This window comes from Nocardiopsis akebiae (assembly GCF_018316795.1).
Taxonomy (GTDB): domain Bacteria; phylum Actinomycetota; class Actinomycetes; order Streptosporangiales; family Streptosporangiaceae; genus Nocardiopsis; species Nocardiopsis dassonvillei.
Map to the genome: position 1 here is coordinate 2,058,685 of NZ_CP074132.1, position 20,599 is coordinate 2,079,283.

22 protein-coding genes are annotated in these 20,599 nt (G+C 67.0%); 12 read left to right on the top strand and 10 right to left on the bottom strand.

What is annotated here, in order from left to right:
* Window positions 1-41: 41 nt before the first annotated feature.
* The 5 genes from phnC (at window position 42) to KGD83_RS08820 (ending at window position 5,202) form a co-directional block, all read left to right on the top strand.
* Window positions 42-857, top strand: a complete 816-nt coding sequence (gene phnC / locus KGD83_RS08800; protein WP_212643338.1) for a phosphonate ABC transporter ATP-binding protein — start codon at window positions 42-44, stop codon at window positions 855-857.
* Between the two features lie 77 nt (window positions 858-934).
* Entirely contained in the window at window positions 935-2,584 is a 1,650-nt protein-coding gene (phnE, locus tag KGD83_RS08805) for a phosphonate ABC transporter, permease protein PhnE (RefSeq protein WP_212643339.1), read from the top strand.
* 273 nt (window positions 2,585-2,857) lie between these two features.
* Window positions 2,858-3,019 carry a hypothetical protein gene (locus KGD83_RS08810; RefSeq protein WP_212643340.1) on the top strand — a complete coding sequence of 54 codons (162 nt, stop codon included), beginning with the start codon at window positions 2,858-2,860 and terminating at the stop codon, window positions 3,017-3,019.
* Window positions 3,020-3,540: 521 nt separating this feature from the next.
* Window positions 3,541-4,416: an amino acid kinase family protein gene (locus KGD83_RS08815; protein WP_212643341.1), complete on the top strand. Its 876-nt coding sequence runs from the start codon at window positions 3,541-3,543 to the stop codon at window positions 4,414-4,416.
* A gap of 189 nt (window positions 4,417-4,605) precedes the next feature.
* Complete coding sequence (locus tag KGD83_RS08820) at window positions 4,606-5,202, top strand: cupin domain-containing protein (RefSeq protein WP_212643342.1); 597 nt, start codon at window positions 4,606-4,608, stop codon at window positions 5,200-5,202.
* 232 nt (window positions 5,203-5,434) lie between these two features.
* On the opposite strand, the gene KGD83_RS08825 is transcribed toward KGD83_RS08820, so the two are convergent.
* From KGD83_RS08825 to KGD83_RS29220, 3 genes are all read right to left on the bottom strand, one after another.
* Window positions 5,435-6,325 carry a permease gene (locus KGD83_RS08825; protein WP_212643343.1) on the bottom strand — a complete coding sequence of 297 codons (891 nt, stop codon included), beginning with the start codon at window positions 6,323-6,325 and terminating at the stop codon, window positions 5,435-5,437.
* On the bottom strand, window positions 6,318-6,725 hold the full coding sequence (locus KGD83_RS08830) for an ArsR/SmtB family transcription factor (RefSeq protein ID WP_212643344.1): 408 nt from the start codon (window positions 6,723-6,725) through the stop codon (window positions 6,318-6,320). Before KGD83_RS08830 ends, KGD83_RS08825 begins: the two co-directional genes overlap by 8 nt.
* A gap of 332 nt (window positions 6,726-7,057) precedes the next feature.
* Window positions 7,058-7,336, bottom strand: a complete 279-nt coding sequence (locus KGD83_RS29220; protein ID WP_212643345.1) for a helix-turn-helix domain-containing protein — start codon at window positions 7,334-7,336, stop codon at window positions 7,058-7,060.
* A 422-nt stretch (window positions 7,337-7,758) separates the two neighbouring features.
* Between KGD83_RS29220 and KGD83_RS08840 the strand changes: the two genes are divergently transcribed.
* Window positions 7,759-8,787 carry a ParB/RepB/Spo0J family partition protein gene (locus tag KGD83_RS08840; protein WP_212643346.1) on the top strand — a complete coding sequence of 343 codons (1,029 nt, stop codon included), beginning with the start codon at window positions 7,759-7,761 and terminating at the stop codon, window positions 8,785-8,787.
* A gap of 1,077 nt (window positions 8,788-9,864) precedes the next feature.
* A complete protein-coding gene (locus KGD83_RS08845) occupies window positions 9,865-10,545 on the top strand; it encodes an arsenate reductase/protein-tyrosine-phosphatase family protein (protein WP_212643347.1) in 681 nt (226 codons plus the stop codon).
* A 228-nt stretch (window positions 10,546-10,773) separates the two neighbouring features.
* Here the strand turns inward: KGD83_RS08845 and KGD83_RS08850 are convergent, their stop codons facing one another.
* Window positions 10,774-11,187, bottom strand: coding sequence for an arsenate reductase ArsC (locus KGD83_RS08850; RefSeq protein ID WP_212643348.1), 414 nt, complete (start codon window positions 11,185-11,187; stop codon window positions 10,774-10,776).
* Between the two features lie 11 nt (window positions 11,188-11,198).
* Window positions 11,199-11,855 (bottom strand): arsenate-mycothiol transferase ArsC, encoded by a 657-nt coding sequence (locus KGD83_RS08855; RefSeq protein ID WP_212643349.1) that lies wholly within the window; start codon window positions 11,853-11,855, stop codon window positions 11,199-11,201.
* A 101-nt stretch (window positions 11,856-11,956) separates the two neighbouring features.
* Between KGD83_RS08855 and KGD83_RS08860 the strand changes: the two genes are divergently transcribed.
* The 3 genes from KGD83_RS08860 (at window position 11,957) to KGD83_RS08870 (ending at window position 14,465) form a co-directional block, all read left to right on the top strand.
* Entirely contained in the window at window positions 11,957-12,241 is a 285-nt protein-coding gene (locus KGD83_RS08860; protein WP_212644330.1) for an ArsR/SmtB family transcription factor, read from the top strand.
* Window positions 12,241-13,323 (top strand): ACR3 family arsenite efflux transporter, encoded by a 1,083-nt coding sequence (gene arsB / locus KGD83_RS08865; protein ID WP_212643350.1) that lies wholly within the window; start codon window positions 12,241-12,243, stop codon window positions 13,321-13,323. Before KGD83_RS08860 ends, arsB begins: the two co-directional genes overlap by 1 nt.
* 62 nt (window positions 13,324-13,385) lie before the next feature.
* The gene (locus KGD83_RS08870) at window positions 13,386-14,465 is read left to right on the top strand and encodes an ArsO family NAD(P)H-dependent flavin-containing monooxygenase (RefSeq protein ID WP_212643351.1); all 1,080 of its coding nucleotides are present in this window, start codon (window positions 13,386-13,388) and stop codon (window positions 14,463-14,465) included.
* Between the two features lie 13 nt (window positions 14,466-14,478).
* Here the strand turns inward: KGD83_RS08870 and KGD83_RS08875 are convergent, their stop codons facing one another.
* From KGD83_RS08875 to KGD83_RS08890, 4 genes are all read right to left on the bottom strand, one after another.
* A complete protein-coding gene (locus KGD83_RS08875; protein ID WP_212643352.1) occupies window positions 14,479-14,781 on the bottom strand; it encodes a hypothetical protein in 303 nt (100 codons plus the stop codon).
* Window positions 14,782-14,864: 83 nt separating this feature from the next.
* A complete protein-coding gene (locus tag KGD83_RS08880) occupies window positions 14,865-15,914 on the bottom strand; it encodes a flavin-containing monooxygenase (protein WP_212643353.1) in 1,050 nt (349 codons plus the stop codon).
* A gap of 48 nt (window positions 15,915-15,962) precedes the next feature.
* Window positions 15,963-17,192, bottom strand: coding sequence for an MFS transporter (locus KGD83_RS08885; protein ID WP_212643354.1), 1,230 nt, complete (start codon window positions 17,190-17,192; stop codon window positions 15,963-15,965).
* Window positions 17,189-18,679, bottom strand: a complete 1,491-nt coding sequence (locus KGD83_RS08890; protein ID WP_212643355.1) for an FAD-dependent oxidoreductase — start codon at window positions 18,677-18,679, stop codon at window positions 17,189-17,191. The genes KGD83_RS08885 and KGD83_RS08890 overlap by 4 nt, the downstream gene beginning before the upstream one ends.
* Window positions 18,680-18,774: 95 nt before the next feature.
* Here KGD83_RS08890 and KGD83_RS08895 point away from each other — a divergent pair, with 95 nt between their 5' ends.
* A complete protein-coding gene (locus KGD83_RS08895; protein ID WP_212643356.1) occupies window positions 18,775-19,674 on the top strand; it encodes a helix-turn-helix domain-containing GNAT family N-acetyltransferase in 900 nt (299 codons plus the stop codon).
* Window positions 19,675-19,889: 215 nt separating this feature from the next.
* Here the strand turns inward: KGD83_RS08895 and KGD83_RS08900 are convergent, their stop codons facing one another.
* Window positions 19,890-20,144, bottom strand: coding sequence for a three-helix bundle dimerization domain-containing protein (locus tag KGD83_RS08900; RefSeq protein WP_212643357.1), 255 nt, complete (start codon window positions 20,142-20,144; stop codon window positions 19,890-19,892).
* Between the two features lie 137 nt (window positions 20,145-20,281).
* Here KGD83_RS08900 and KGD83_RS08905 point away from each other — a divergent pair, with 137 nt between their 5' ends.
* The gene (locus KGD83_RS08905) at window positions 20,282-20,590 is read left to right on the top strand and encodes a PadR family transcriptional regulator (protein ID WP_212643358.1); all 309 of its coding nucleotides are present in this window, start codon (window positions 20,282-20,284) and stop codon (window positions 20,588-20,590) included.
* The last annotated feature ends 9 nt before the right edge of the window (window positions 20,591-20,599 follow it).

Below are 20,599 nucleotides of genomic sequence, written 5' to 3' on the forward strand. Positions count from 1 at the left end.
CCGGTACTCCCACCCACCCCGACGAATGATTCGAGGCTCACATGGCAGAACAGGCGGTGTTCGACGACGTCGATCAAGGGCCGGTCGTCTCCCTGACGCAGGTGACGAAGAAGTTCGACGGGGGAGTGACCGCGCTACGTGGGGTCGGGTTCGATGTCCCGACGGGACAGATCCTGGCGCTGTTGGGCCGCTCCGGTTCCGGGAAGTCCACCCTGCTCAGGCATATCTGCTGTCTGCACAGGCCGACCAGTGGAAGCCTGCGGGTGCTGGGCACCGACGTGGCGCACGCACGTGGGCACCAGCTGCGTCAGATCCGCCGCAGAACCGGTTTCGTCTTCCAACAGTTCAACCTTGTCGGACAGCTGAGCGTGCTGGAGAACGTCTGCAGCGGCGCGCTCGGGCGACTGGTGGGCCCCCGACTCGGCCTGTTCACCTATACACGTGCCCTTCGTCTGGAAGCATTGGAACACCTCGACCGGGTCGGTATGGCCGATCATGCGTTCCAGCGCACAAGCACGCTCTCCGGTGGGCAGCAGCAGCGTGTGGCCATCGCCCGAGCGCTGATGCAGCATCCGGCCATTCTCCTCGCCGACGAACCCGTCGCCTCACTGGATCCGGACAGCGCCGACACGGTCATGCGTCTGCTGCGCGAGATCGCGCGTGAGAGATCGCTGACGGTCATCGGCAGTCTGCACCAGGTCGACCTGGCCCTGGGGTGGGCGGACCGGGTCATCGGGCTCCGCGATGGCGAGGTCATACTGGACGCTTCCACGGTCACCCTGGACACCACGACCGTGATGGGTGTCTACAACACCGTACCGGGAATGAAACCGGCGGCATCGGACGTCACAGGATGATCGCACCGTCGCCGGTACGCCCACCCGTTCGCCGGTCCCTTCAGGGGGGCCCGCAGCGTCCGCCGAGGAACACCGGGGTGGTCGTCGGATTCCTCTGCCTGTTCGTCGGTACCGGGATCTGGTCGCTGAACTCCCTTGGAGTGAACATCGCGGCCCTGGGCCAGGGGGCCTCCAACGCTGAGATGTTCATACGGCGGATCTGGCCCTTGTCCCTTCCCAGCGCCGAGGACGTACTTCAGCAGACCGGCATCACACTGGGCACAGTCTTCCTTGCCACACTGCTCTCCATCGCGCTCAGCCTCCCGTTGGCCGTGTGGGCGTCATCGGTGACGACCCCCAGCGCGCTGCACCAGTTCACGTCACGCGGACTGATCGTGGCTGCTCGCGCCGTTCCCGACGTCGTCCTTGCCATCCTCTTCGTCCGGCTGTTCGGTCTGGGGGCGCTCCCCGGCATTCTCGCGATGGGTCTGCACTCGATCGGAATGGTGGGCAAGCTCTACGCCGACGCGATCGAGCAGACAGCACCTGGTCCTCGGGAGGCTCTGAACAGCATCGGCGCCACCCGTGCCCAGCGGCTCCTCACCGCGGTCGTTCCCCAGGCCCTGCCGGCGTTCATTGCGATCGGGCTCCACCGCTTCGACATCAACCTGCGGGTGTCGGCCGTCCTCGGAATCGTGGGCGTGGCGGGCATCGGGTTCGAGATGACGAACGCGTTCGCCCGTCTCGACTTCGGGCTCGGGATCTCCTGGGCACTGATCCTGTTGCTGCTGTGCCTGCTGACCGAGATGGTGTCCACCTCGATCCGCAGGGTCCTCCTGCGCGGATCCGGGGATGTCGAATTCGGTGCGCACGGCTTCCGCACCCGGTTGTTCCGTGGGCGCCGCGCCTCCGGTACGAACATGCCGCCGGCGGCACCCCGCACTGCCTCACCGACGGGAACGGCACGGCGGGTCTCTCCTCCGCTCAGTTTCTCCCGGGTGCGCCGCTGGCTGTACGTCGTTATCGTCGTCGCCGCTTTGATGGCGTCCCTGTTCGGTAGTGGCGTACTGGAGACCAGGGCCTCGGCCGGTTGGGCGGGTTTCGCCACGACATTGGGTCTGTTCTGGCCGCCCGGGGACGCGGGCATGCTGGACCGACTCCTGCTCGCCCTTCTGGAAACCATCCAGATCGGTCTGGCAGCCACTTTCCTGGGCGCGCTGCTAGCTGTGCCCGTCGGGACGTTGGCCGCCCGGAACATTTCAGGGAACCGGGTTGTGCACGGAGCGTGCCGAGGCTTCGTCCTCGCGGTCCGCGGGTTGCCAGAACTAGTCGTGGCGATTGTGTTTGTCGTGGTGATCGGTCTGGGTCCGGTGGCGGGAGTGTTCGCGCTGGCGCTCGGGTCCGTCGGTCTCCTTGGCAAAATCGTCGCCGATTCGCTCGAGGAGATCGACGCCGGGCCGTTGGAAGCGATGTCCGCGCTCGGCTCGTCCAGGACCCAGCGCTACTTCACCGCGGTCCTTCCCCAAGCGGCCCCCGCACTCATCGGCGGACTCCTGTACCAACTCGACGTGAACATCCGGTCCGCGACCCTGCTCGGGCTCGTCGGAGCCGGCGGGGTGGGCTTCTACCTCCTGCAGGCAACGCAGACGCGTGAATACGAGGTCATCACCCTGATCACGCTCATGACATTCACAGTGGTCTTCGCCCTTGAACTGGTCAGCATGCTCCTGAGGCGTTTGGTCCGCTGAGACCACCGAAGTTCGATCAACTTCCATGGTTGACACCAGCGTTGGCTGTTGTTATTAATGGAGAGGAGAAAGACGTTCCCCATCCCAGAGGTCCATCACGATGCTCCGCAGGCCGGAAGGAATCCATTCGGGTACCGTCCTGGCGTGGACTCCCGTGTGCTGGGGTCCTTGACCCGGCCTCTTGTCCCAACGGTCATTCGAAGAGCGGGGCATCGATTTCCCTCTGGCGGACACCAGCGGTTCGTCGGAACGAAAACAGATTGGAGGCCAAACATGGCTGGAGGATTCTTCAAGAAGCTCACCGGCGGTGGCTCCAAGCAAGAGTTGGACAGCTGCTGCGGCGCCGTGAGCGTTACCGAGGAGGAAGAGGAGACGCCCCAGGCGGAGACCCCGGCGAAGGTCGACGTGAGGGCTGAGGAAACCTCCTCCCGCTAGGTCGACAACCGAAAAGAACTCTCGGGGGATCGTGGCAAGGTTTCCCTGGAAGTAATATCGACCAGCAGAAAAAACAGCCTGCATCGATCAAGTGATCGGTGCAGGCTGTTTTTTCTGCCAGGTGCAACGCACAAGCCCTTTCGGTGCTGACGCCGTCAAGCCGAGATGTCTGCCTTCAGGTGTTCCCACGTGCGGAAACTCCTCTCTGATCGTACCGAACGTGCTGTTCGAGGTGCGCCGGGGGAAAGCATGTGCTGCACCCTCTGGACATGTCCGACATGTCGCCTCTAAGGTTCATCTCAGTCGAACAATTGCTGTTTCGAAGTCGCAGGGCCGCTGCCGAAGAGCGATCCTGATCACCGACACCCCCACCGTCCTCCCCGTCGGCCGAGAGCACTCCTCAGATATTTCGGAGTTTGCTCATTCGGAATTCATGTTCGCACTTCACTCCGCCGGGCGGCGGATCGCCCTGCTGCGGACGCGAACCTGTCTACCCTGCATGAAAGTGGAGAACGATTACAGTGAGCGTCATCCCCGCGATCGACACGCGACTCGGCAGAGAACGTCCAGCTCCCCGTGAGGGCTCGCAGGCGACAACCATCCTCGCGCTCAAGATCGGCGGAAGCCTCTTCTCCGACAAGAGTGTTGAGAACAGCCTCGACATGTCAGCGATAGCGGATTACGCTCGAATGGTTTCCAGGCTCTTCCAGGGGCACTGCGGACGTCTCGTCTTCATCACCGGCGGCGGGGCCTTGGGCCACGGTGCACTCCGCGGAAACGACGGCGCTGACCCGTTCGGGTGCATCCCCCTCACCAAAGCGCTCGCGGATGTCCGCTGGTCGTGGACGGAAGCCCTGCGGCGCCAGGGTGTCCGGGCGCTTCCCCTCCAGCTCGGCGCGATGTCGGTCCTGGACGACGACGGATCGTTCTCGGTGCGCGGCGACGTCCTGACCAAGGTTCTCGACTCCGGTGCCCTTCCGGTCCTGTCCGGCGACAGTGTCCTGGACATGGACGGCAGGCTCCACGGCATCTCCAGCGACCGAGTGCCGGAGTTCCTCGTCCGGGCCCTGGACGCCGACTTGCGGGTGGTCAGCCTGACGGACGTCCCCGGGATCCTGCTGGACGGCCCCAACGGTAAGAACGTCCTGGCCCATGTCGACCCGGCCTTCCCCGAGCGCGCTTACTCAGCGCTGTGGGCGAAGAGCCCGTGGGACTCGACCGGGGCGCTCAAGACGAAACTCGACGCGCTCCTGGCCTGCGCTTCGGCCGGGGCCGAATGCTTCATCATGCGCGGATCGGCGCAGGGCACGGACTACTCCCACCTGTTCAGTCCCTTCGGAGACTGGCCAGACGGCGTCTCGTGCACGCGCATCTCGTCCCCCTCGGCCACGGCCTGAGCCGTTGTACGGCGCGGAGCCATCAAGACCTCACGGTGCGAGCCCGCACCGTGATCCGCGAAGAGGAGAAGGAGGTGCCAGGGCCACCTGGTCCCGCTCGGCAGACTCGCCATCGGACGTGTCAGCCGGACCACCGCTCGGTTTCCTTTGCCGCTTCGCCACCACCGAATCACCGAAGGAGAAAGAGAAATGGCAGCGACTCCTGCCCTTGAAGAGACCTACGGTCAGAAGATCAAGGACCGCCGCGAGCACATCAAGATGGACCGAGGGTCCTTCGCGAAGATGCTGGACCTGAGTGTCGACGACGTCGCCGCCATGGAGGAGAAGGGCGGCGGCGAGCTGACCCTCGAGAAGCTGACCCAGATCGCCGGCATCCTGGGGACCTCGACCGCGGAGCTCACCCCCGGGTTCGTCACCGACCTCGACGAGGGCGTCCGCGTCCAGATGCCGAGCGACAACCCGGTGGTCGAGGGCATGCGGGACGGTACCGAGTACTACACCTACAACTGCCTGGTGCGCACCCGGACCCTGCCCAACCTCGTCCCGCTGCTCCTCGAGGTCAACGTCGACGACCCGGACAAGGCGGCGTTCAACAGCGGCCACGACGCCCACGAGATCATCTTCTGCATGGAGGGCGACATCCACTTCAAGTGGGGTGACCCGGCCAACCCCAAGGAGGCGACGATTCCCCAGGGCGGCAGCTTCTACATCGCTCCGAACGTCCCCCACACCCTGACCGCGACCAAGGGCTCCGGCCCGGCCAAGGTCGTCTCGGTCAACTTCTGATCCCCGGCGGATCGGACTTCCGGCTCGGTGGCCCCGTCCCTCGACGGGGCCACCGGCTCTTTGCTCTGCCTGCGGTCGAACCTGCCGCTCACCGTCGCCGTACCGACGGCAGCGGTGCGCCGATGACCTCCGCTGGGGGAAATCGGCCACCGCGCTACGCGCGGAACGACGATCGCGGCCCCTCTCACGGTCGTCGACCGGAGAGGAACCGCGGGTGCGAGAACGGAGGGAATCAGGCCACGAGGGGGATGAGAAGGCCACCGGCAATGGCGACCACCAGAACGCAGGCGACGTAGGCGCCGACCAACCGCGGTTTGAAGATCGCGGCCAGCATGGCCAGTTCGGGAACACTGGCTCCGGCCCCACCGATGATGAGGGCGAACACCGGGCCCAGCCCCATTCCGGCCGCCTGTAGGGCGAGGCCGATGGGAAGGGCGGCCTCGGTGCGAATGTAGAGGGGGATACCGATGAGCGCGGCGACCGGCACGGCGAACAGGTTGTCGGGACCCGCGACGGAGGCCAGGAAAGTCTCGGGAACCACACCGTAGATGAAGGCACCGATCGACACACCGATCAGCATCGGAATCGCCAGCGGCTTGAAGAACGACACAGCCTGGTCCCAGGCGGGACGGGCCTCGGCCTTGAGGCCCTGCCAGGGGGCGTCACTGTGTCCCTCCGCACTGACCTTGACCCGGCGGACGTACTTCTCCATCCCCAGCGCCTCCAGGAGGAGAGCGAGCAAGATCGTGCTGACGAAGACCACCAGGAAGTAGCCGACCATGACCTGCCAGCTGAAGAGGATCCAGGTGATACCGAGGATGATGGGATTCAGCAGGGGAGAGGCGAGCAGGAACGCCGCCGCCGCCCGAAAGGGTGCCCCGACCTTCAGCATGCCCATGAGCATCGGGAGCGTGGAGCACGAGCAGAAGGGGGTGAGCGCACCGAGAACAGCACCCTTCAGAGGGGCCGTCAGCTTTCCCCCCGCCAGCCAGCGCTGGAGTCTCTCCTCACCCAACCGGCGCTGCAGCAGAGCGACGAGGAACGCGACCGCGAAGAAGAGCAGGACCAGCTCAATCGCGATCGTTCCGAACGTCTTGATCGTCTCGATCCAGTTTTCAGACATCTGTTGGTTCCTCTGGGGGGGTAGTCGCTTCGTCGTCTTCTTCGCTGAGGCAGCATGCCTTGGCGCCTTCGGGGGTCAGCGCCGCGAGCGAGGCGAGCCAGCGGACCGGCATCCCGAGCTCCTCGCAGCAGAGCGCGTACACGTTGGACCGGCCACGGGGCATGACCTTGACGAGTTCCTGCTCACGCAGGGGGCGCAGGTGGTGACTGATGAGGGTCTGGCTGAGTCCGGTTGCTTCCTGGAGTTCCTTGACGGTGTGCGGGCGCTCGGCGAGGAGAAGGCACAGGATCGTACGGTTCTCGTCGGCCAGCGCCTTCAGCTTGGGAACGAGCAGCCGAGCCCGCTCCCAGTTCGACAGCTCTTCGCCTTCGAGCAGCCGGATGTCCAGTTCCTTCGACATAATCCTACTCCTATCAACAGTAATTATTCATGTCAACAGCTTTTGCTGTTGTGTCCTTCGGTGGTGCCCCGCGAGCCGGGCGAGGAGCACCGACATCTCCCTGATCAGGGCGCCATTACGGCATCACTCATGATCTCATCAGCGAGCACTGTTGCCATCAGTGAACCTGCTCCGCCGGGTGGGCGCCCAGGGGCCTCGGCCCCTGCCCGAACGGTCAGTTGTTGGGTGTGGGGCCGCCGCGGGAGAGCGGGCCAACTGAGGACGACAGGAGGAGGGGAGCGGACCCGGGGCCCAAGGGGCATGGTGCCGTGGGTGCCGAAGATGGCGCCTACCTACGCGGGCAGGCGCAACCGGTCCTGGGAGCGCGGAACATCGGACACCTCGTCCACCACGGTCCGTGCGCATCGCGTGACGTCGGCACCCCATGTGCATACGGCTTCGATCAACGCCGCCTTGGACGAAAAACGGAAGGTCAGTGCTTCTATGGTCACGCCAGCACTGGTACCGACCCGGTTCAGAGTTGTATCAGCGTACCCAGAATGAACTAACTTCACGCTCGCATCCTGGATGAGAAGAACCCACGTCCGCTCCGACCACTCCTGCCTCTTCATGGTCCCGACTTCCGAGGCCAATATTGATCATGATCAGCGGGTACACGCGTCCACTACCTGCGTCAAGGGCCACTGGTGCGGCTATCCGCGCCCGACTCGGTGCCATCATCGAGCACGTACGGTGCCAAACCTCCCAGAAAAACAGAGCAGGTGATCTGTTGTTGGTTGAAAACAGAGAAAATACACTTTATTCTTGGTCTCTGTGAGTACTCACCTCAGCGCTGCTCCGGAACCCCGTGCGCGTCGGCGCGTCCTCGCGCTTCTTTCCCCTGTCCGGCTTGACCACGGCATCCGCGTCCACGTTCTCCGTGCCGAGTCCGTCTCTGGCTCTGTCGATGGCGAAAGGATTCGGCGCACCGCTGGCGACCATACTGAATCCGCCACGCTGACCATGGATAGCGTTCTTCGTCAAAGGAGCTGAGATGGCGACCACTTCGGAGCGAGTCCGGGTCGACGTCCTGTTGGACGCCGATTCCCCCCGGGTGGAAGGGATCGACCGCGATCACGTGGCACGTCTGGTCGAGCGGATCGAAGAATTACCTCCGATCCTTGTCCACCGGTCGACGATGCGGGTTATCGACGGGATGCACCGCCTGCAGGCGACACGGATGAGTGGCCGCACAACCATCGAGGTGGTCTACTTCGACGGCTCGGTCCCTGACTGTTTTCTCACAGCGGTTGAAGCGAACATCCGACATGGGCTTCCTCTGACTCTGGCCGACCGTAGGGAGTCCGCGAAGAAGATCCTGGCCAGTCACCCCGAATGGTCGGACCGAGCGATCGCCGCCAGGGTCGGCTTGTCCGGAAAGACGGTCGGTACCCTGCGCCGCGCCTCAACCGACCCCGCTGTCCAATCTGCGGTTCGAGTCGGGCTCGACGGCCGTGTCCGGGTCGTCAACCCCGACGAAAAACACCGAAGGGCTGCTGACCTCCTGTCGCAGAACCCGGAGGCATCACTTCGGGAAATCTCCAGGCTAGCCTGTGTCTCCATGGAGACGGTGCGGGACATCCGTGACCGGATGGGAGGTGAGGACAATCCCCAATCCAGCGATGACACCTTCGCGCCCGGGACGAGAGGCGATGCGGTCGGCGACGCGTTGACCACGGCTGACCATCCGGCTGCGTCCGAGCTGAACGAACAGGTCAGTGCAAGGATGAAAGGCACGAAGCAGCGCTCCGCCGAGGTCCGACCCATCGATCTCGGGGTTGTGCTCGACTCGCTCAAGAGGGATCCCACTCTCCGGTACAACGACGAGGGCCGCACGATGATTCGTTGGCTCGAGGCCCGCGTCATACGCCACGATGAGGCCGACCTCGTCGAACACATCCCCCCGCACCAGGCAGCCAGAATCGCGGCGGTCGCGCGCGCTTGTGCCGTGAACTGGAATGTCATCGCCTCCCTACTGGAGAGCCGCGGGGATCAGCCGACCCATGCGAGCGCCAGCACCTGACGACCGGTGTACACGGATCGGAACCCGGCCAAGAGAGCTTGGTCGGGCTTTTCCGTCCCTCGTGCGGAACGATTTCCAGTATCTGATTCCCGCCATGGGGTACGCCTCGGAGTGGCGAAAGAGCCACCACTGAGCGGGGAGGGCGAAACTAGAAGCACGAGTATGTTCAATATGCTTCCAGGTGGCGTTGCCAAGCACGGGTCGCGGCAGCGACCAAAGTTTCATGTGACATGGTTCACATTTTATTCCATTGACGAATCAGGTCCACTGCTGTTACCTATTTCCATCTCTGCTGGAGGCCTGTCGGGCGAGGAAGTGGTATGAGAGGTTCTCCGGGGCGGGCGAATCCGGCTCCCCGGCTTCTGCTGCCTTCGGTTTTTCCTGGGGACAAAGACAGCCTCGCGCAAAGCCGGGGCTGATTTCGTGGCTCTCAAAAAGAGCCTCCTTCGATGAGCAAGTGCCGACTGTCCCACTTCGGCTAGCCAAGAAAAGGGTTATCGCTCCCTTTGGGATCGAGAAGGCCGTCGAGGCAGAGGATTTGGGGCGGCCGATTCTGCATCGGTGCCACGTGCCGCGCGGCACCGCGGTCTCAACGGTGAACGAGAAAGCACGCGGAGCGCGTTCGCTGGAGCAGTTGCGCTGCGCGGCAATGTCTCCCGTCCTTTCCCCTGCCGTGTCGGCGGATTAGGATATCGGTGTGGGCGAGGGGTAGCCGTTCGCGGACTTCGCCTCGGTCCCGTTCTGGGTCCGGCGCTTCCCGCTGTCGCTCATCCTCTTGGCTCGAAAGTTCTGGGGAACGAACGCCGGCGTTCCGGGTTTCACCGTCGCAGGCCGGACCCGACTGGGCTCTCCCGGAATGGGGGACCCCTGTCGCCCGAAGACAGCCGGGCGTTCAGACCGAGTCTGGGAGGCCGTGTCGAAGGCGGATGGCGACGAGCGAGCGCGTCGGAAGCGTTGTGGTTCCCGCGCAACAGGCATGGCGCACTTCAGAGCAGGTATCGAATCCCAGACGGGCTTCGAGCGAAGAGAAGGAGCGAGGGCTTGTCCCCGTATGTTCACCCTGTGAATGTTGACCCGATGAACGCTGAGCTTGCCTTGGAACGCCGGGCCAGGCTGCACGCGGTGCTGGCGGACAGCGCCCGCCTGGCCGTCACCGACGTCCTGCGAACAGGCGACGCCTCCCCCACCGAACTGGGCGAACTGTTGAGCATGCGTTCTAACCTCGTCGCCTACCACCTACGCATCCTGGAGGAGGCTGATGTCATCACCCGTGTCCGTTCCGAAGCGGACCAGCGCCGGGTCTACATTCGCCTTCGCCCTGAGGCGCTCACAGCCCTGACACTGGCCCCCCTCCTGAACACGCCCCGCGTGGTGTTCGTGTGTACCCACAACACGGCCCGCTCCCAACTGGCCGCCGCGCTGTGGGAACACCACAGCCCGGTCCCCGCAGCATCGGCCGGTACCCATCCCGGCCCTCGCGTCCACGAAGGCGCGCTGACCACAGCCCGCAGTCACGGTCTGCGAATCGGGTCCCGAACCCCCGCCCACGTGGATGACGTGCTGCGCGAGGGCGACCTGATCGTGGCAGTCTGCGACAGCGCTCACGAGGAACTCCCTCCCGCCCGCGATCGTCTGCACTGGTCGGTTCCCGACCCGATACGGGCGGACACCGCCACCGCCTTCGAGGACGCCTTCACTCAGATCAGCGGTCACATCGAGCGGCTCGCGCCCACTGTCCGACACCAGAAGAGACCGTGACCGGCCATTCTCACCGGTTTACCGTCGATCAGCAGTACACCCTGAACATCGCCTCACGTGGGCTGGAGAAGGAGCGCAAGAGGTCCTCAACGCCGCCACTGTGGCCCGTGCCTGCCGCTGCTGGCCACGAGTTCTTCCGAGTTCGAGCAGGGCTCGGAGTACTTCTCTGGTGGCGTGGGGCGACTGGGCGGTCCAAGAACCCGCTATGTGCTATTCCAGCTGCCCTGTTCACTCCTGAGTGGAGAGCTCCTTGACCAGTTCCTCGACGCGCTTCTTGATCTCGTCGCGGATGGGGCGGACGGCGGCCACGTCCTGACCGGCGGGGTCGGGCAGGGTCCAGTCCAGGTAGCGCTTGCCGGGGAAGACGGGGCAGGTGTCGCCGCAGCCCATGGTCACGCACACGTCGGAGGCCTCGACGGCCTCGGTGGTGAGGATCCTGGGCCGCTGGCCGGTGATGTCGACGCCTACCTCGGCCATGGCCTCGACCACGGCGGGGTTGAGCGCGTCGGCGGGCGCGGACCCGGCGGAGCGGACCTCCACGCGGTCCCCGGCCAGATGGGACAGCCAGGCGGCGGCCATCTGGGAGCGGCCCGCGTTGTGGACGCACACGAACAGGACGGACGGCTTGTCGGAACTGGTCATGGGTACTGCCTCTACTTCGTTTCAGCGGTGATGGACGGCGAGGCCAGGAAGGCCACGAGGCCGCCGACATGTGTGTTGATAGTGTCGCGGATGTGGCGCAGGTCCTCGATGGAGGCGCCGTGGGGATCAGCGGTGGGCCAGTCCAGGTAGCGCTTGCCGGGCACGACCGGGCACGCGTCCCCACAGCCCAGGGTCACCACGACGTCGGCTGCCTCCACGACCTCCTGAGTCAGCGGCTTGGGGTAGGCCGGGCCGAGGTCCACCCCCACTTCTTGTAGAACCCTGGCCAGGTTCGGCTCCACGTCCGCAACGTGTTCGGTGTCCGCGGAGGAGACGGTGATCGGCTCCGTGGCACGGTGAGCCAGCAGGGCGGCGGCGATCTGGGAGCGCCCGGAGTTCTGCGTGCACACGAACAGCACGCGGGGTGGCCGGTCATGAGAAACCTGCTGGATGGAGGCGAGGGCGTCCAGGCGTTCGGTAGCCAGACGTTCGGCCAGGACGTTCAGGTGAGTGATGACCCGGGCTGTGGCGGCCAGGCGCTGGTAGGAGTCGAGGATGAGTGCCTGCACGGTCTCGATGGAGAAACGGCCCTGGTGACGAGTGGCCAGGCGTGCGGCACCGACATTGACGCGCTCGTGCAGGAGCGACTGCGGCTCAGGGGTGGCCATACTCTGGATTCCTCTGCGAGAGAAGAGGCCGTTCGGCAATTCATCAGCCTCGGTTGATGAGATAGTATCAGCGCATGCTGATATCAGTCGACACTGACCTCATGAGGGCTCTGGGAGACCCGCTCCGGCTGCGGATCGTGACCCTGCTCGCCCGGGAGACCCTGTGTACGACGCACCTGGTCGAGGAGACCGGGGCGCGCCAGACCAACCTGTCCAACCACCTGCGGATCCTGCGCGAGGCGGGGGTGGTGGAGACCGAGCCCTGCGGCCGGTTCACCTACTACCGGCTGCGTCCGGACCGGATCGAGGACCTCTCCGGGGCCCTGGCCGGGCTCGCCGCCACCGCCCGCTCCAGCGGCGCCGCCGCGAACAGGAGGCCCTGCTGATGGCCTCGACCGACAGGACCACCAGCGGTACGGGCGGGTCCGTCGTCGCGAAACTGTCGTTCCTCGACCGGTTCCTCGCGGTGTGGATCCTGCTCGCCATGGCCGTCGGCCTGGGTCTGGGGCGCCTGGTCCCGGGGCTGAACGAACTCCTGGCCGCCATGGAGGTCGGCGGGATCTCCCTGCCCATCGCGCTCGGCCTGCTGGTCATGATGTACCCGGTGCTGGCCAAGGTCCGCTACGACCGGCTGGACACCGTCACCCGCGACACCCGGCTGCTGGTCTCCTCCCTGGTGATCAACTGGCTCATCGGCCCCGCGGTGATGTTCGCGCTGGCCTGGATCTTCCTGGCCGACCTGCCCGAGTACCGCACCGGCCTGATCATCGTCGGCCTGGCCCGCTGCATCGCGATGGTCATCATCTGGAACGACCTGGCCTGCGGTAACCGCGAGGCCGCCGCAGTGCTGGTCGCGCTGAACTCGGTCTTCCAGGTGCTGGTCTTCGGTCTGCTGGGCTGGTTCTACCTGGACCTGCTGCCCGGGTGGCTGGGCCTGGACACCGGCGGCCTGGACGCCTCCCCCTGGCTCATCGCGCTCAACGTGGTGATCTTCCTCGGAATCCCCCTCATAGCGGGGTTCCTCACCCGCCGGATCGGTGAGCGCAGGATGGGCCGCGAGCGCTACGAGTCGGCCTTCCTGCCCCGGATCGGCCCGTGGGCGCTGTACGGGCTGCTGTTCACCATCGTGCTGCTCTTCGCCCTCCAGGGGGACCGGATCACCAGCCAACCGCTGGACGTGGCGCGCATCGCGGTGCCGCTGCTGGCCTACTTCGCCCTCATGTGGTTCGGCACCTTCGCCTTCGGCAAGGCGGCCGGGATGGACTACGACCGCACCGCGACGCTGGCCTTCACGGCGGCGGGCAACAACTTCGAGCTGGCCATCGCGGTCGCGATCGCGACCTTCGGCGTCACCTCGGGCCAGGCCCTGGCCGGGGTGGTGGGTCCGCTGATCGAGGTGCCCGTGCTCATCGCCCTGGTGTACGTGTCCCTGGCCTGGCGCCGGCGCTTCGCCCCGGAGCGGAGGTAGCGGGCTCGTCCATGGGGCCCGCAGATAAGCGGGCCCCGTTCACGTGATCACCGGGAGGATGGATGGAACACCTGGTCGACGTCGCGGTCATCGGCGGCGGACAGGTCGGACTGGCGGCCGGGTACTTTCTGCGCCGAGCCAAGGCCGACTTCGTCATTTTGGACGACCGTGAGGAACCGGGAGGGTCCTGGCCCGAGTACTGGGACTCCTTGCGGCTGTTCTCCCCGGCCGCGCACAGTATGCTGCCCGGCTGGTGGATGCCTGCTGAGGAGGGGCAAGAATACCCGAGCGCGCGGCACGTGGCCTGGTATCTGACCGAGTACGAGCGCCGTTATGCTCTCCCGGTCCGGCGCTCGGTGCACGTGCGTCGGGTCGAGCGGGCGGGGAGCCGACTGAGACTGGTCACCGATGGGGACACCTGGTCAGCCCGGTATGTCATCAGCGCCACCGGCACTTGGCGGGCGCCCCACATCCCAGACATCCCAGGCCGTGACGTCTTCGAGGGCGAGCAGCTCCACACGGTGGACTACCGCCGCCCCGAAGAGTTCGTCGGGCGGCACGTCGCGGTGGTAGGCGGAGGTAACTCGGCGGCCCAGATCCTGGCTGAGGTATCCGCAGTTACGCGGACCACCTGGATCACCTCGCGTCCGCCCCGGTTCCTGCCTGACGATGTCGACGGTAGGGCTCTCTTCGCTCTCGCCACAGGCTCGCAGAAAGCGGCTGAACGAGGAGAAGCCCACCCCGGGGGAATTGCGGAATTGGGAGACATCGTGGTGGTGCCGAGCGTGAGCGAGGCCCGCAAACGCGGAGACACCAAAGCTGAGCCGATGTTCGACCGCCTCACCCACACCGGTATGGCTTGGGCCGACGGCAGCACGGTGGAGTGCGACGTGATCGTGTGGTGCACGGGGTTCTACCCGGTGTTGCGCCACCTCGATTCCCTGGGTCTCGTCAACGAACGGGGCAGGGTCGTTGTGGAGGGGACCAGGGTCGTAGCCCAACCCCGCCTGCACCTGTTGGGCTACGGCGATTGGACAGGCCCTGCCTCGGCCACCCTCATCGGTGCGGCGCGCACGGCCAAGGCGACTGTCGCGAAGATCATCCAGGAGCTTGAGCGTGAGGCGCGGCCTGGGACGAAGTGAGGGGGCCGAGCGTTCAGTGCCACTGCAGGGCCCGTGCACCGCGCGCGGTGGCGCGGTAAACCCCCGGCGCACCAGTGGGCTCGGCGTAGTCCAGGGACTCCAGCACCCACAGCAGCCGTGCGATGAGGTGGGCCCGCGCCGTGAGTGGGGTGCTGTGCCGCCACATGTCGGCGACGTCCTGGGCCGAGGCTGGTCCGTCGTCGCACAGGGTCCGTAGCGCCCGGCGCCTGGCGGCGCTGAGGTGACGCAGGGAAACCGTCTTCTCCTCCTCAGAGCTGACCGCTTCCGCTCCAGTGGTCGCTTCTGTCTGTTGCATGGTCCTCTTCTTTCCATGGTGTGTGATTCGGTCCGGGCTGGCCCTTTTAGCGTGCGTTCCTTGGACGGAAGCAGATGTTTCCCTCATCGGCGCACTCCGACGAGGAGTCGTCGCACGACGTGTCGGGCGTCGCGTCCGACTCCGCGCAGGGTGGCCGAGGAGAAGCTGCGCTGGAACTCGAGTCCCACGTACCCCAGCCCTGGCACGGTGGTGGATATCCCACCGCGGTGCAGCGGACGCCTGCGGGAGTCCAGCGCCGTTGTGGGGGAGAGGTAACCCAGTGCGGGCCGGTACCCGGTGGCCAGCAGAACGGTGTCCACCTCCTCCACCGCGCCGTCCGCCCACACCGCCTTTCCGCCCTCCAGTCGGGTGAACATCTCCCGCCGGTCGGGGTTGCCCGTGGTGAAGGCCGCACGGTGGCGGCCGTCGTCGTTGACCAGGGTCGGACCTTTCTCCCAGACGCCGCGCAGCGGGGCGGCGTCCAGACCGCTGCGGGTGAACCACCAGTGGATGTCCCGGCCCAGGGGCCGCTGGTTCGCCCAGGTCACCGGTGCCCGGGTGGCGAGGCTGACCCGGGCCACGTCGGCGAGCTCCGCGGCGATCTGGACTCCGGAGTTGCCGCCGCCGACCACCACGACGCGCTGGCCGGTGAAGGGCTCGGGGACACGGTATTCAGCGGCGTGCAGGACGGTCCCGGTGAAGTCCGCCAGCCCCGGCAGGTCGGGGCGATGGGGTCGGGTGAAGCCGCCGGTGGCGGCGACCACCACTGCGGCCCGCGCCCGGGAGCCGTCGGCGGTGGTGAGCGTGAACCCGTGCCCGTCGCGCTCGACCCGCTTCACCCGCTGGCCGCAGCGCAGGTCCGCGTCCAGGTGCGAGGCGTAGTCGCGCAGATAGTCCACCACCTCGTCCCGGCGCGGATAACGCTCCGGATCGCCCGGTAGCGCGTGTCCGGGCAGGGAGGAGAAGCGGGCGGGGGAGAACAGGGACAGGCTGTCGTAGTAGTGCGGCCACGAGCCGCCCGGCAGGTCGGCCGCCTCCAGCACAAGGGGGCGCAGACCGCGCCGGTTGGCGGCCCAGGCGGTGGCCAGACCTGCCTGGCCAGCACCGATGACGGCGAGGGGAACGTCGTCCATAACAGAGGCTCTTTCATTCTGGCGAGGGCGCGCACCTCGAGGGGAGGATCAAGAAGAGGTGACAACCCGCTCGGTGCGAGTGGCTAGGGCGGTCAACGCGCCGAGTGCCGCCAGCGCTCCCAGTGCCGCGAACGCCGCCGGGTATCCGCCCAGGGGACCAGCCAGGGCGGCGCCAGCCCAGGGCGCGACCGCGACGGCCAACATCAGCGGGGTGTGCATGACGCCGTTGAGGGTGGCGTAGTGCTCCGTTCCCCACCGGTCGGCTACCGCGGTGGCCTGGAGGAGGGTGAGGATGCCACGTGCCATGCCCGCTAGGGCGGCGACGACCAGGACCAACCCCAGAGGGCCAGGGGTCAGAGCCAGAAGGAGAGTGGTCACCGCGCAGGCACCCAGAACGGCCGCAGTGCGCAGAACCGGGCCGGTCCTCCGTTCTAGGGGCGCGTAGACCAGACGGCCGAGCACCTGTCCCACGCCACCCATACCCAGGGCCCAGGCCGCTTCCGTCGTGCCGAATCCCTGTTGCTTCAGCAGAGGGACGATGTTGATCACGACCGCGTACATGGTGAAGGACCCTAGGAGCAGAGCCGCTGTGAGGGCCCAGAAGGCGCGGCTGCGCACCACAGAGCGCACATCCTTCTTCTGGCCGCCCGAATAGCCATCGTTCTCGGAAGATAGGCCTCGGGGTAGGGCGAAAGCGTGTAAGGGCACCACCACGAGGAGCAGGATGGCCGCGAGCACCAGATAGGCGCCTCGCCAGCCCCACGCTCCCTCCAGTAGTGCGGTCAATGGAGCGAAGATGGTGCTGGTTAGCCCGGTGACCAGGGTCAACGCGGTCAGAGCTCGCACTTTGTCCTGCCGGTACCAGTGGGTCAGGGCGGCGAAGGCCGGAGGGTAGAACAGCCCAGCCATCGCGGCTCCCGCCACCAGCCACGCGACGGCGAAGCCCCACAGGTTCGGGGCCAGAGCTATGGCCGCCACGGCGGGAGCCGCGAGCAGAGCCGCCGCCGCCATTGCCGGGCGCGGGCCCCGGGCCTGGACCCAGCGCCCCACTGGGATACCTGTCAACCCCGCCATGACCTGGGAGGCGGAGAACAGCGCGGTCACCGTGGTCAGGGACCACCCGGTGTCGGCGGTGATGCTCGGAGCTAGGACGGGGAAGGCGTAGAACAAGGCCCCGTAGCTGGCGGTGACGGTGACACACAGGACCGCCAGGCCTCGGCGCGCACCGACCACGGCGGGTGCGGACGCGCCGGAGACCCGACTGGACACAGGTGTCACGAGACCCGGTCCGGCTCACCCAGCTCGACCTGCTGAACCGATGTGGAGCAGCAGCCGCTTCCGGCGGACGCAGCCGCCTCCTGGGAGGGCACGGTGCGGCTCTCGCCGAGAGAGATCACCGGCGCCTCGGAGACGGCCAAGCCGCCGCAGCAACCACCTTGCTCGGCTGCGGGCTCCTCTGCGGTTTCGGGCGTGGGTCCGCAGCAGCCGCCGCTCTCGACCGCCGCGTCCGGCTCCTCGGACAGGCCTCCGCCGCTACAGACCCCCGTCTCGGGCAGGACCAGCTCCACCCGGGCGGCGGCCTCGCGGTCCCCGGCCAGGTGGGCGGCGACGCTGCGGACCTGCTCGTAGCCGGTCAGGGCGAGGAAGGTCGGGGCGCGCCCGTAGGACTTCATCCCGGCGAGGAAGAACCCCTCCTCGGGGTGGGAGAGCTCCTGCGCTCCGTGGGGGTAGACGGTGCCGCAGGAGTGCTGGTTGGGGTCGATGAGCGGGGCGAGTTCCACCGGTGCCTGGAGGGCGCTGTCCAGGCCGAGGCGGATCTCGGACAGGAAGGACAGGTCGGGGCGGAATCCGGTGAGGGCGACCACCTCGTCCACGGGGTCCAGCTCCCGGCCGTCCTCGTCGGCCAGTACGAGACGTCCGTCCTGCTCCGTGCGGACCTCGGCCGTGCGGAACCCGGTCACCACCTCGACGTGCCCGGCCTGAACGGCCTCGCGGGCGCGCTGTCCCAGGGCGCCGCGCGCGGCCAGCTGGTCGGCGGCCCCGCCGCCGAAGGCGTCGCCGACCTCTCCGCGGCGCAGCACCCACAACGCCTTCGTTCCGGGCTCCTGCTCGGCCAGCGAGGTCAAAGCGACCAGGGCGGTCAGCGCCGAGTGACCCTTGCCCACGACCGCCGTGGTGCGGCCCGCGTACCGGGCCCGTTCGGTCGGGGCGGCGGTGTCGGGAATGCGGTACGAGACGTGCTTGGCGGCCGTCGACTCGCCCAGTGCGGGCAGCCCGTCGCCGCCCACCGGGTTGGGCGTGCCCCAGGTGCCGGAGGCGTCGACCACCGCGCGGGCCAGGATCCGCTCCTCGCCCCGGTCGGTGCGAAGGCGCACGGTGAAGGGCTGCTCCCCGCGTCCGGCGTCCACGACCCGGTCCCGGCCCATGCGGCTCACGCCGGTCACCTCGGCGCCGAAGCGGACCCGTTCGCCCAGGGCCCCGGCCAGGGGAGCGAGGTAGGCCTCGACCCACTCGCGGCCGGTCGGGTAGCCCGCGTCGTCCGGGCGCCGCCAATCGGTGGCGGTGAGCAGCTTCTCCGCGGCCGGGTCCACCAGGTCGCGCCACATCGAGAACAGGCGCACGTGGCCCCAATCGGACACGGCGGCACCGGCGGAGTTCCCCTTCTCCAGGACCAGGACCGGCAGGTCGCGCGCGACCAACTCCGCAGCTGTCGCCAGCCCTACCGGACCGGCTCCGATCACCACGACCGGATGCTTGCCACCCATGACACACCTCTTTCATTGACTAGTGTCTATGAAACAGGACCCTATCGATGTCTGCCGATGGACGCAACCATAGATCGTGGTCGATAATGTGAAGTATGACCGTGATACAGCCTGAGCGCACCACTCCCGAACTCCCTCAAGCCGACGCCGAGACCTACGCCGCCTGGTTCGCCTGCCTGGCCGAACCCATGCGCGTCCAGCTCCTGCACGCCATCGCCACCACCCCCGGCTCGGTCAGCGTGGGGCAACTCGCCGAGATGGTGGAGGTCCGCCAACCCACGGTCTCCCACCACCTGCGCAAGCTCGCCGACGTCGGGTTCGTGACCCTCACCAAGGCGGGCACCTCGACACGGGTGACGGTCAATCCCGCCTGCTGCACGGGCCTGCCGCACGCCGCCGACGCGGTGATGGGCATGCTCACCGCCCGTCCGTGCTGCCCCACCGACCTGCCCGCCGACGTCACCACCCGCGCCATGGCCGACGCCGACCTGGACGCGGTCCGGGAGATCTACGCCCAGGGCGTCGCCACCGGCCACGCCACCTTCGAGACACAGGTGCCCGCCGTCGAGGACCTGAAGGGCAGATGGATGCCTGACCACCGGTGGGTCGCCGAGTCGGACGGCCGCGTCGTCGGCTGGGCCGCCGCCTCGCCCGTCTCCGCCCGCGAGGTCTACTCCGGGGTGGCCGAGACCTCGGTCTACGTCGCCGAGGACGCGCGCGGCCGGGGCGTGGGCAAGGCGCTGCTGTACCGGCAGGTCACCGAGGCCGACACCGCCGGACTGTGGACGCTCCAGACCTCGATCTTCCCCGAGAACCGGGCCAGCCTGGCCCTGCACCACCAGGCGGGTTACCGCACCGTGGGCGTGCGCGAGCGCGTTGCCCGCCACCACGGGATCTGGCGCGACACCGTCCTGCTGGAGCGACGGAGCCCAGAGGAGGGCACTGAGCCTAGAGAGGCTCCCTGCGTCGACGGCCCCCGCTGCCCGACCTCCTAATTCGGTCACCTCTGCCGTTCGTTCGCCCCGCGCTGGGTTTAGGAGCGGTTCCGTCTGCGGGTCCACCTCTCCGCCTTCGGTCGCGGCTTCGCGCACGGATCCCTGGGGCGTGAGCCCTTCGATGGTCTCGACTCGTGGATCACTCGGGTCCTGGGTGTCCAGGGCGGAGCAGCGTGGGCTGCGGCAGTGGTGGGTCCCTGGCGCGCGAAGCTTCCTCAGGCGGTGCGATCGGTCGCGCCCTGGGCGCTTTCTGCAGCCTTGACGAGCTCCTTGTGCGCGCGGCTCTGGGTGAGGGTGATCAGGTGGGTCGTGATGGTAGCGCCGTTCTTGAGCGCGTCGTAGGTGGCGTACACGCAGGCGGCGACCTGTGCGGGGTCGACTTCGGGGTGGCGGGCGACCAGGGTGTCGATGACGGCGTCGAGGGTGGATGTATGGATGATCACGCTGATCGCCTCCAAATATCGGATCACGATGTCGAAGGACGATATCTACGGACAGCTTCGCGCGGATGTCCAGGGAGTGAACAGCAGCCTCGGCCCGGTATCTGATCCCGATATCGGGCTCGTGATATAGGGTGCGCGCAGCACAGTGTTCGAGGAGGCGAGGCATGCGCGACTTCATGCGTGGGGCGGTGCGGCTGCACATCCTGCACCACGCTGCCGAGGAGGAGATCCACGGTGCTTGGATGACGCGGGAGTTGGCCACCCACGGCTACGACATCAGCCCGGGCACGCTGTACCCCACCCTGCACCGTCTGGAGTCCGACGGCCTGCTCGTGTCCGAGCAGCGGGTGGTGGAGGGCCGCACGCGGCGGGTCTACCGCGCCACCGAGGCCGGGAGGAAGGTACTGGCCGAGGATCGCGCGGCGCTCAGGGAACTGGCCCGCGAGGTGCTGGGCACTGAGGAACCCCGGTGAGCGCTTTCT

Bases quoted from the DNA above. Each gene is read 5' to 3' on its own strand.
- KGD83_RS08820 (WP_212643342.1), top strand. From the start codon at position 4,606: ATGGCAGCGACTCCTGCCCTTGAAGAGACCTACGGTCAGAAGATCAAG.
- KGD83_RS08895 (WP_212643356.1), top strand. From the start codon at position 18,775: ATGACCGTGATACAGCCTGAGCGCACCACTCCCGAACTCCCTCAAGCC.
- phnC (WP_212643338.1), top strand. From the start codon at position 42: ATGGCAGAACAGGCGGTGTTCGACGACGTCGATCAAGGGCCGGTCGTC.
- KGD83_RS08840 (WP_212643346.1), top strand. From the start codon at position 7,759: ATGGCGACCACTTCGGAGCGAGTCCGGGTCGACGTCCTGTTGGACGCC.
- KGD83_RS08870 (WP_212643351.1), top strand. From the start codon at position 13,386: ATGGAACACCTGGTCGACGTCGCGGTCATCGGCGGCGGACAGGTCGGA.
- KGD83_RS08890 (WP_212643355.1), bottom strand. From the start codon at position 18,679: ATGGGTGGCAAGCATCCGGTCGTGGTGATCGGAGCCGGTCCGGTAGGG.
- KGD83_RS08845 (WP_212643347.1), top strand. From the start codon at position 9,865: ATGAACGCTGAGCTTGCCTTGGAACGCCGGGCCAGGCTGCACGCGGTG.
- arsB (WP_212643350.1), top strand. From the start codon at position 12,241: ATGGCCTCGACCGACAGGACCACCAGCGGTACGGGCGGGTCCGTCGTC.
- KGD83_RS08830 (WP_212643344.1), bottom strand. From the start codon at position 6,725: ATGTCGAAGGAACTGGACATCCGGCTGCTCGAAGGCGAAGAGCTGTCG.
- KGD83_RS08855 (WP_212643349.1), bottom strand. From the start codon at position 11,855: ATGGCCACCCCTGAGCCGCAGTCGCTCCTGCACGAGCGCGTCAATGTC.
- KGD83_RS08880 (WP_212643353.1), bottom strand. From the start codon at position 15,914: ATGGACGACGTTCCCCTCGCCGTCATCGGTGCTGGCCAGGCAGGTCTG.
- KGD83_RS08905 (WP_212643358.1), top strand. From the start codon at position 20,282: ATGCGCGACTTCATGCGTGGGGCGGTGCGGCTGCACATCCTGCACCAC.
- KGD83_RS08850 (WP_212643348.1), bottom strand. From the start codon at position 11,187: ATGACCAGTTCCGACAAGCCGTCCGTCCTGTTCGTGTGCGTCCACAAC.
- KGD83_RS08825 (WP_212643343.1), bottom strand. From the start codon at position 6,325: ATGTCTGAAAACTGGATCGAGACGATCAAGACGTTCGGAACGATCGCG.
- KGD83_RS08875 (WP_212643352.1), bottom strand. From the start codon at position 14,781: ATGCAACAGACAGAAGCGACCACTGGAGCGGAAGCGGTCAGCTCTGAG.
- KGD83_RS08860 (WP_212644330.1), top strand. From the start codon at position 11,957: ATGAGGGCTCTGGGAGACCCGCTCCGGCTGCGGATCGTGACCCTGCTC.
- KGD83_RS08810 (WP_212643340.1), top strand. From the start codon at position 2,858: ATGGCTGGAGGATTCTTCAAGAAGCTCACCGGCGGTGGCTCCAAGCAA.
- KGD83_RS29220 (WP_212643345.1), bottom strand. From the start codon at position 7,336: ATGAAGAGGCAGGAGTGGTCGGAGCGGACGTGGGTTCTTCTCATCCAG.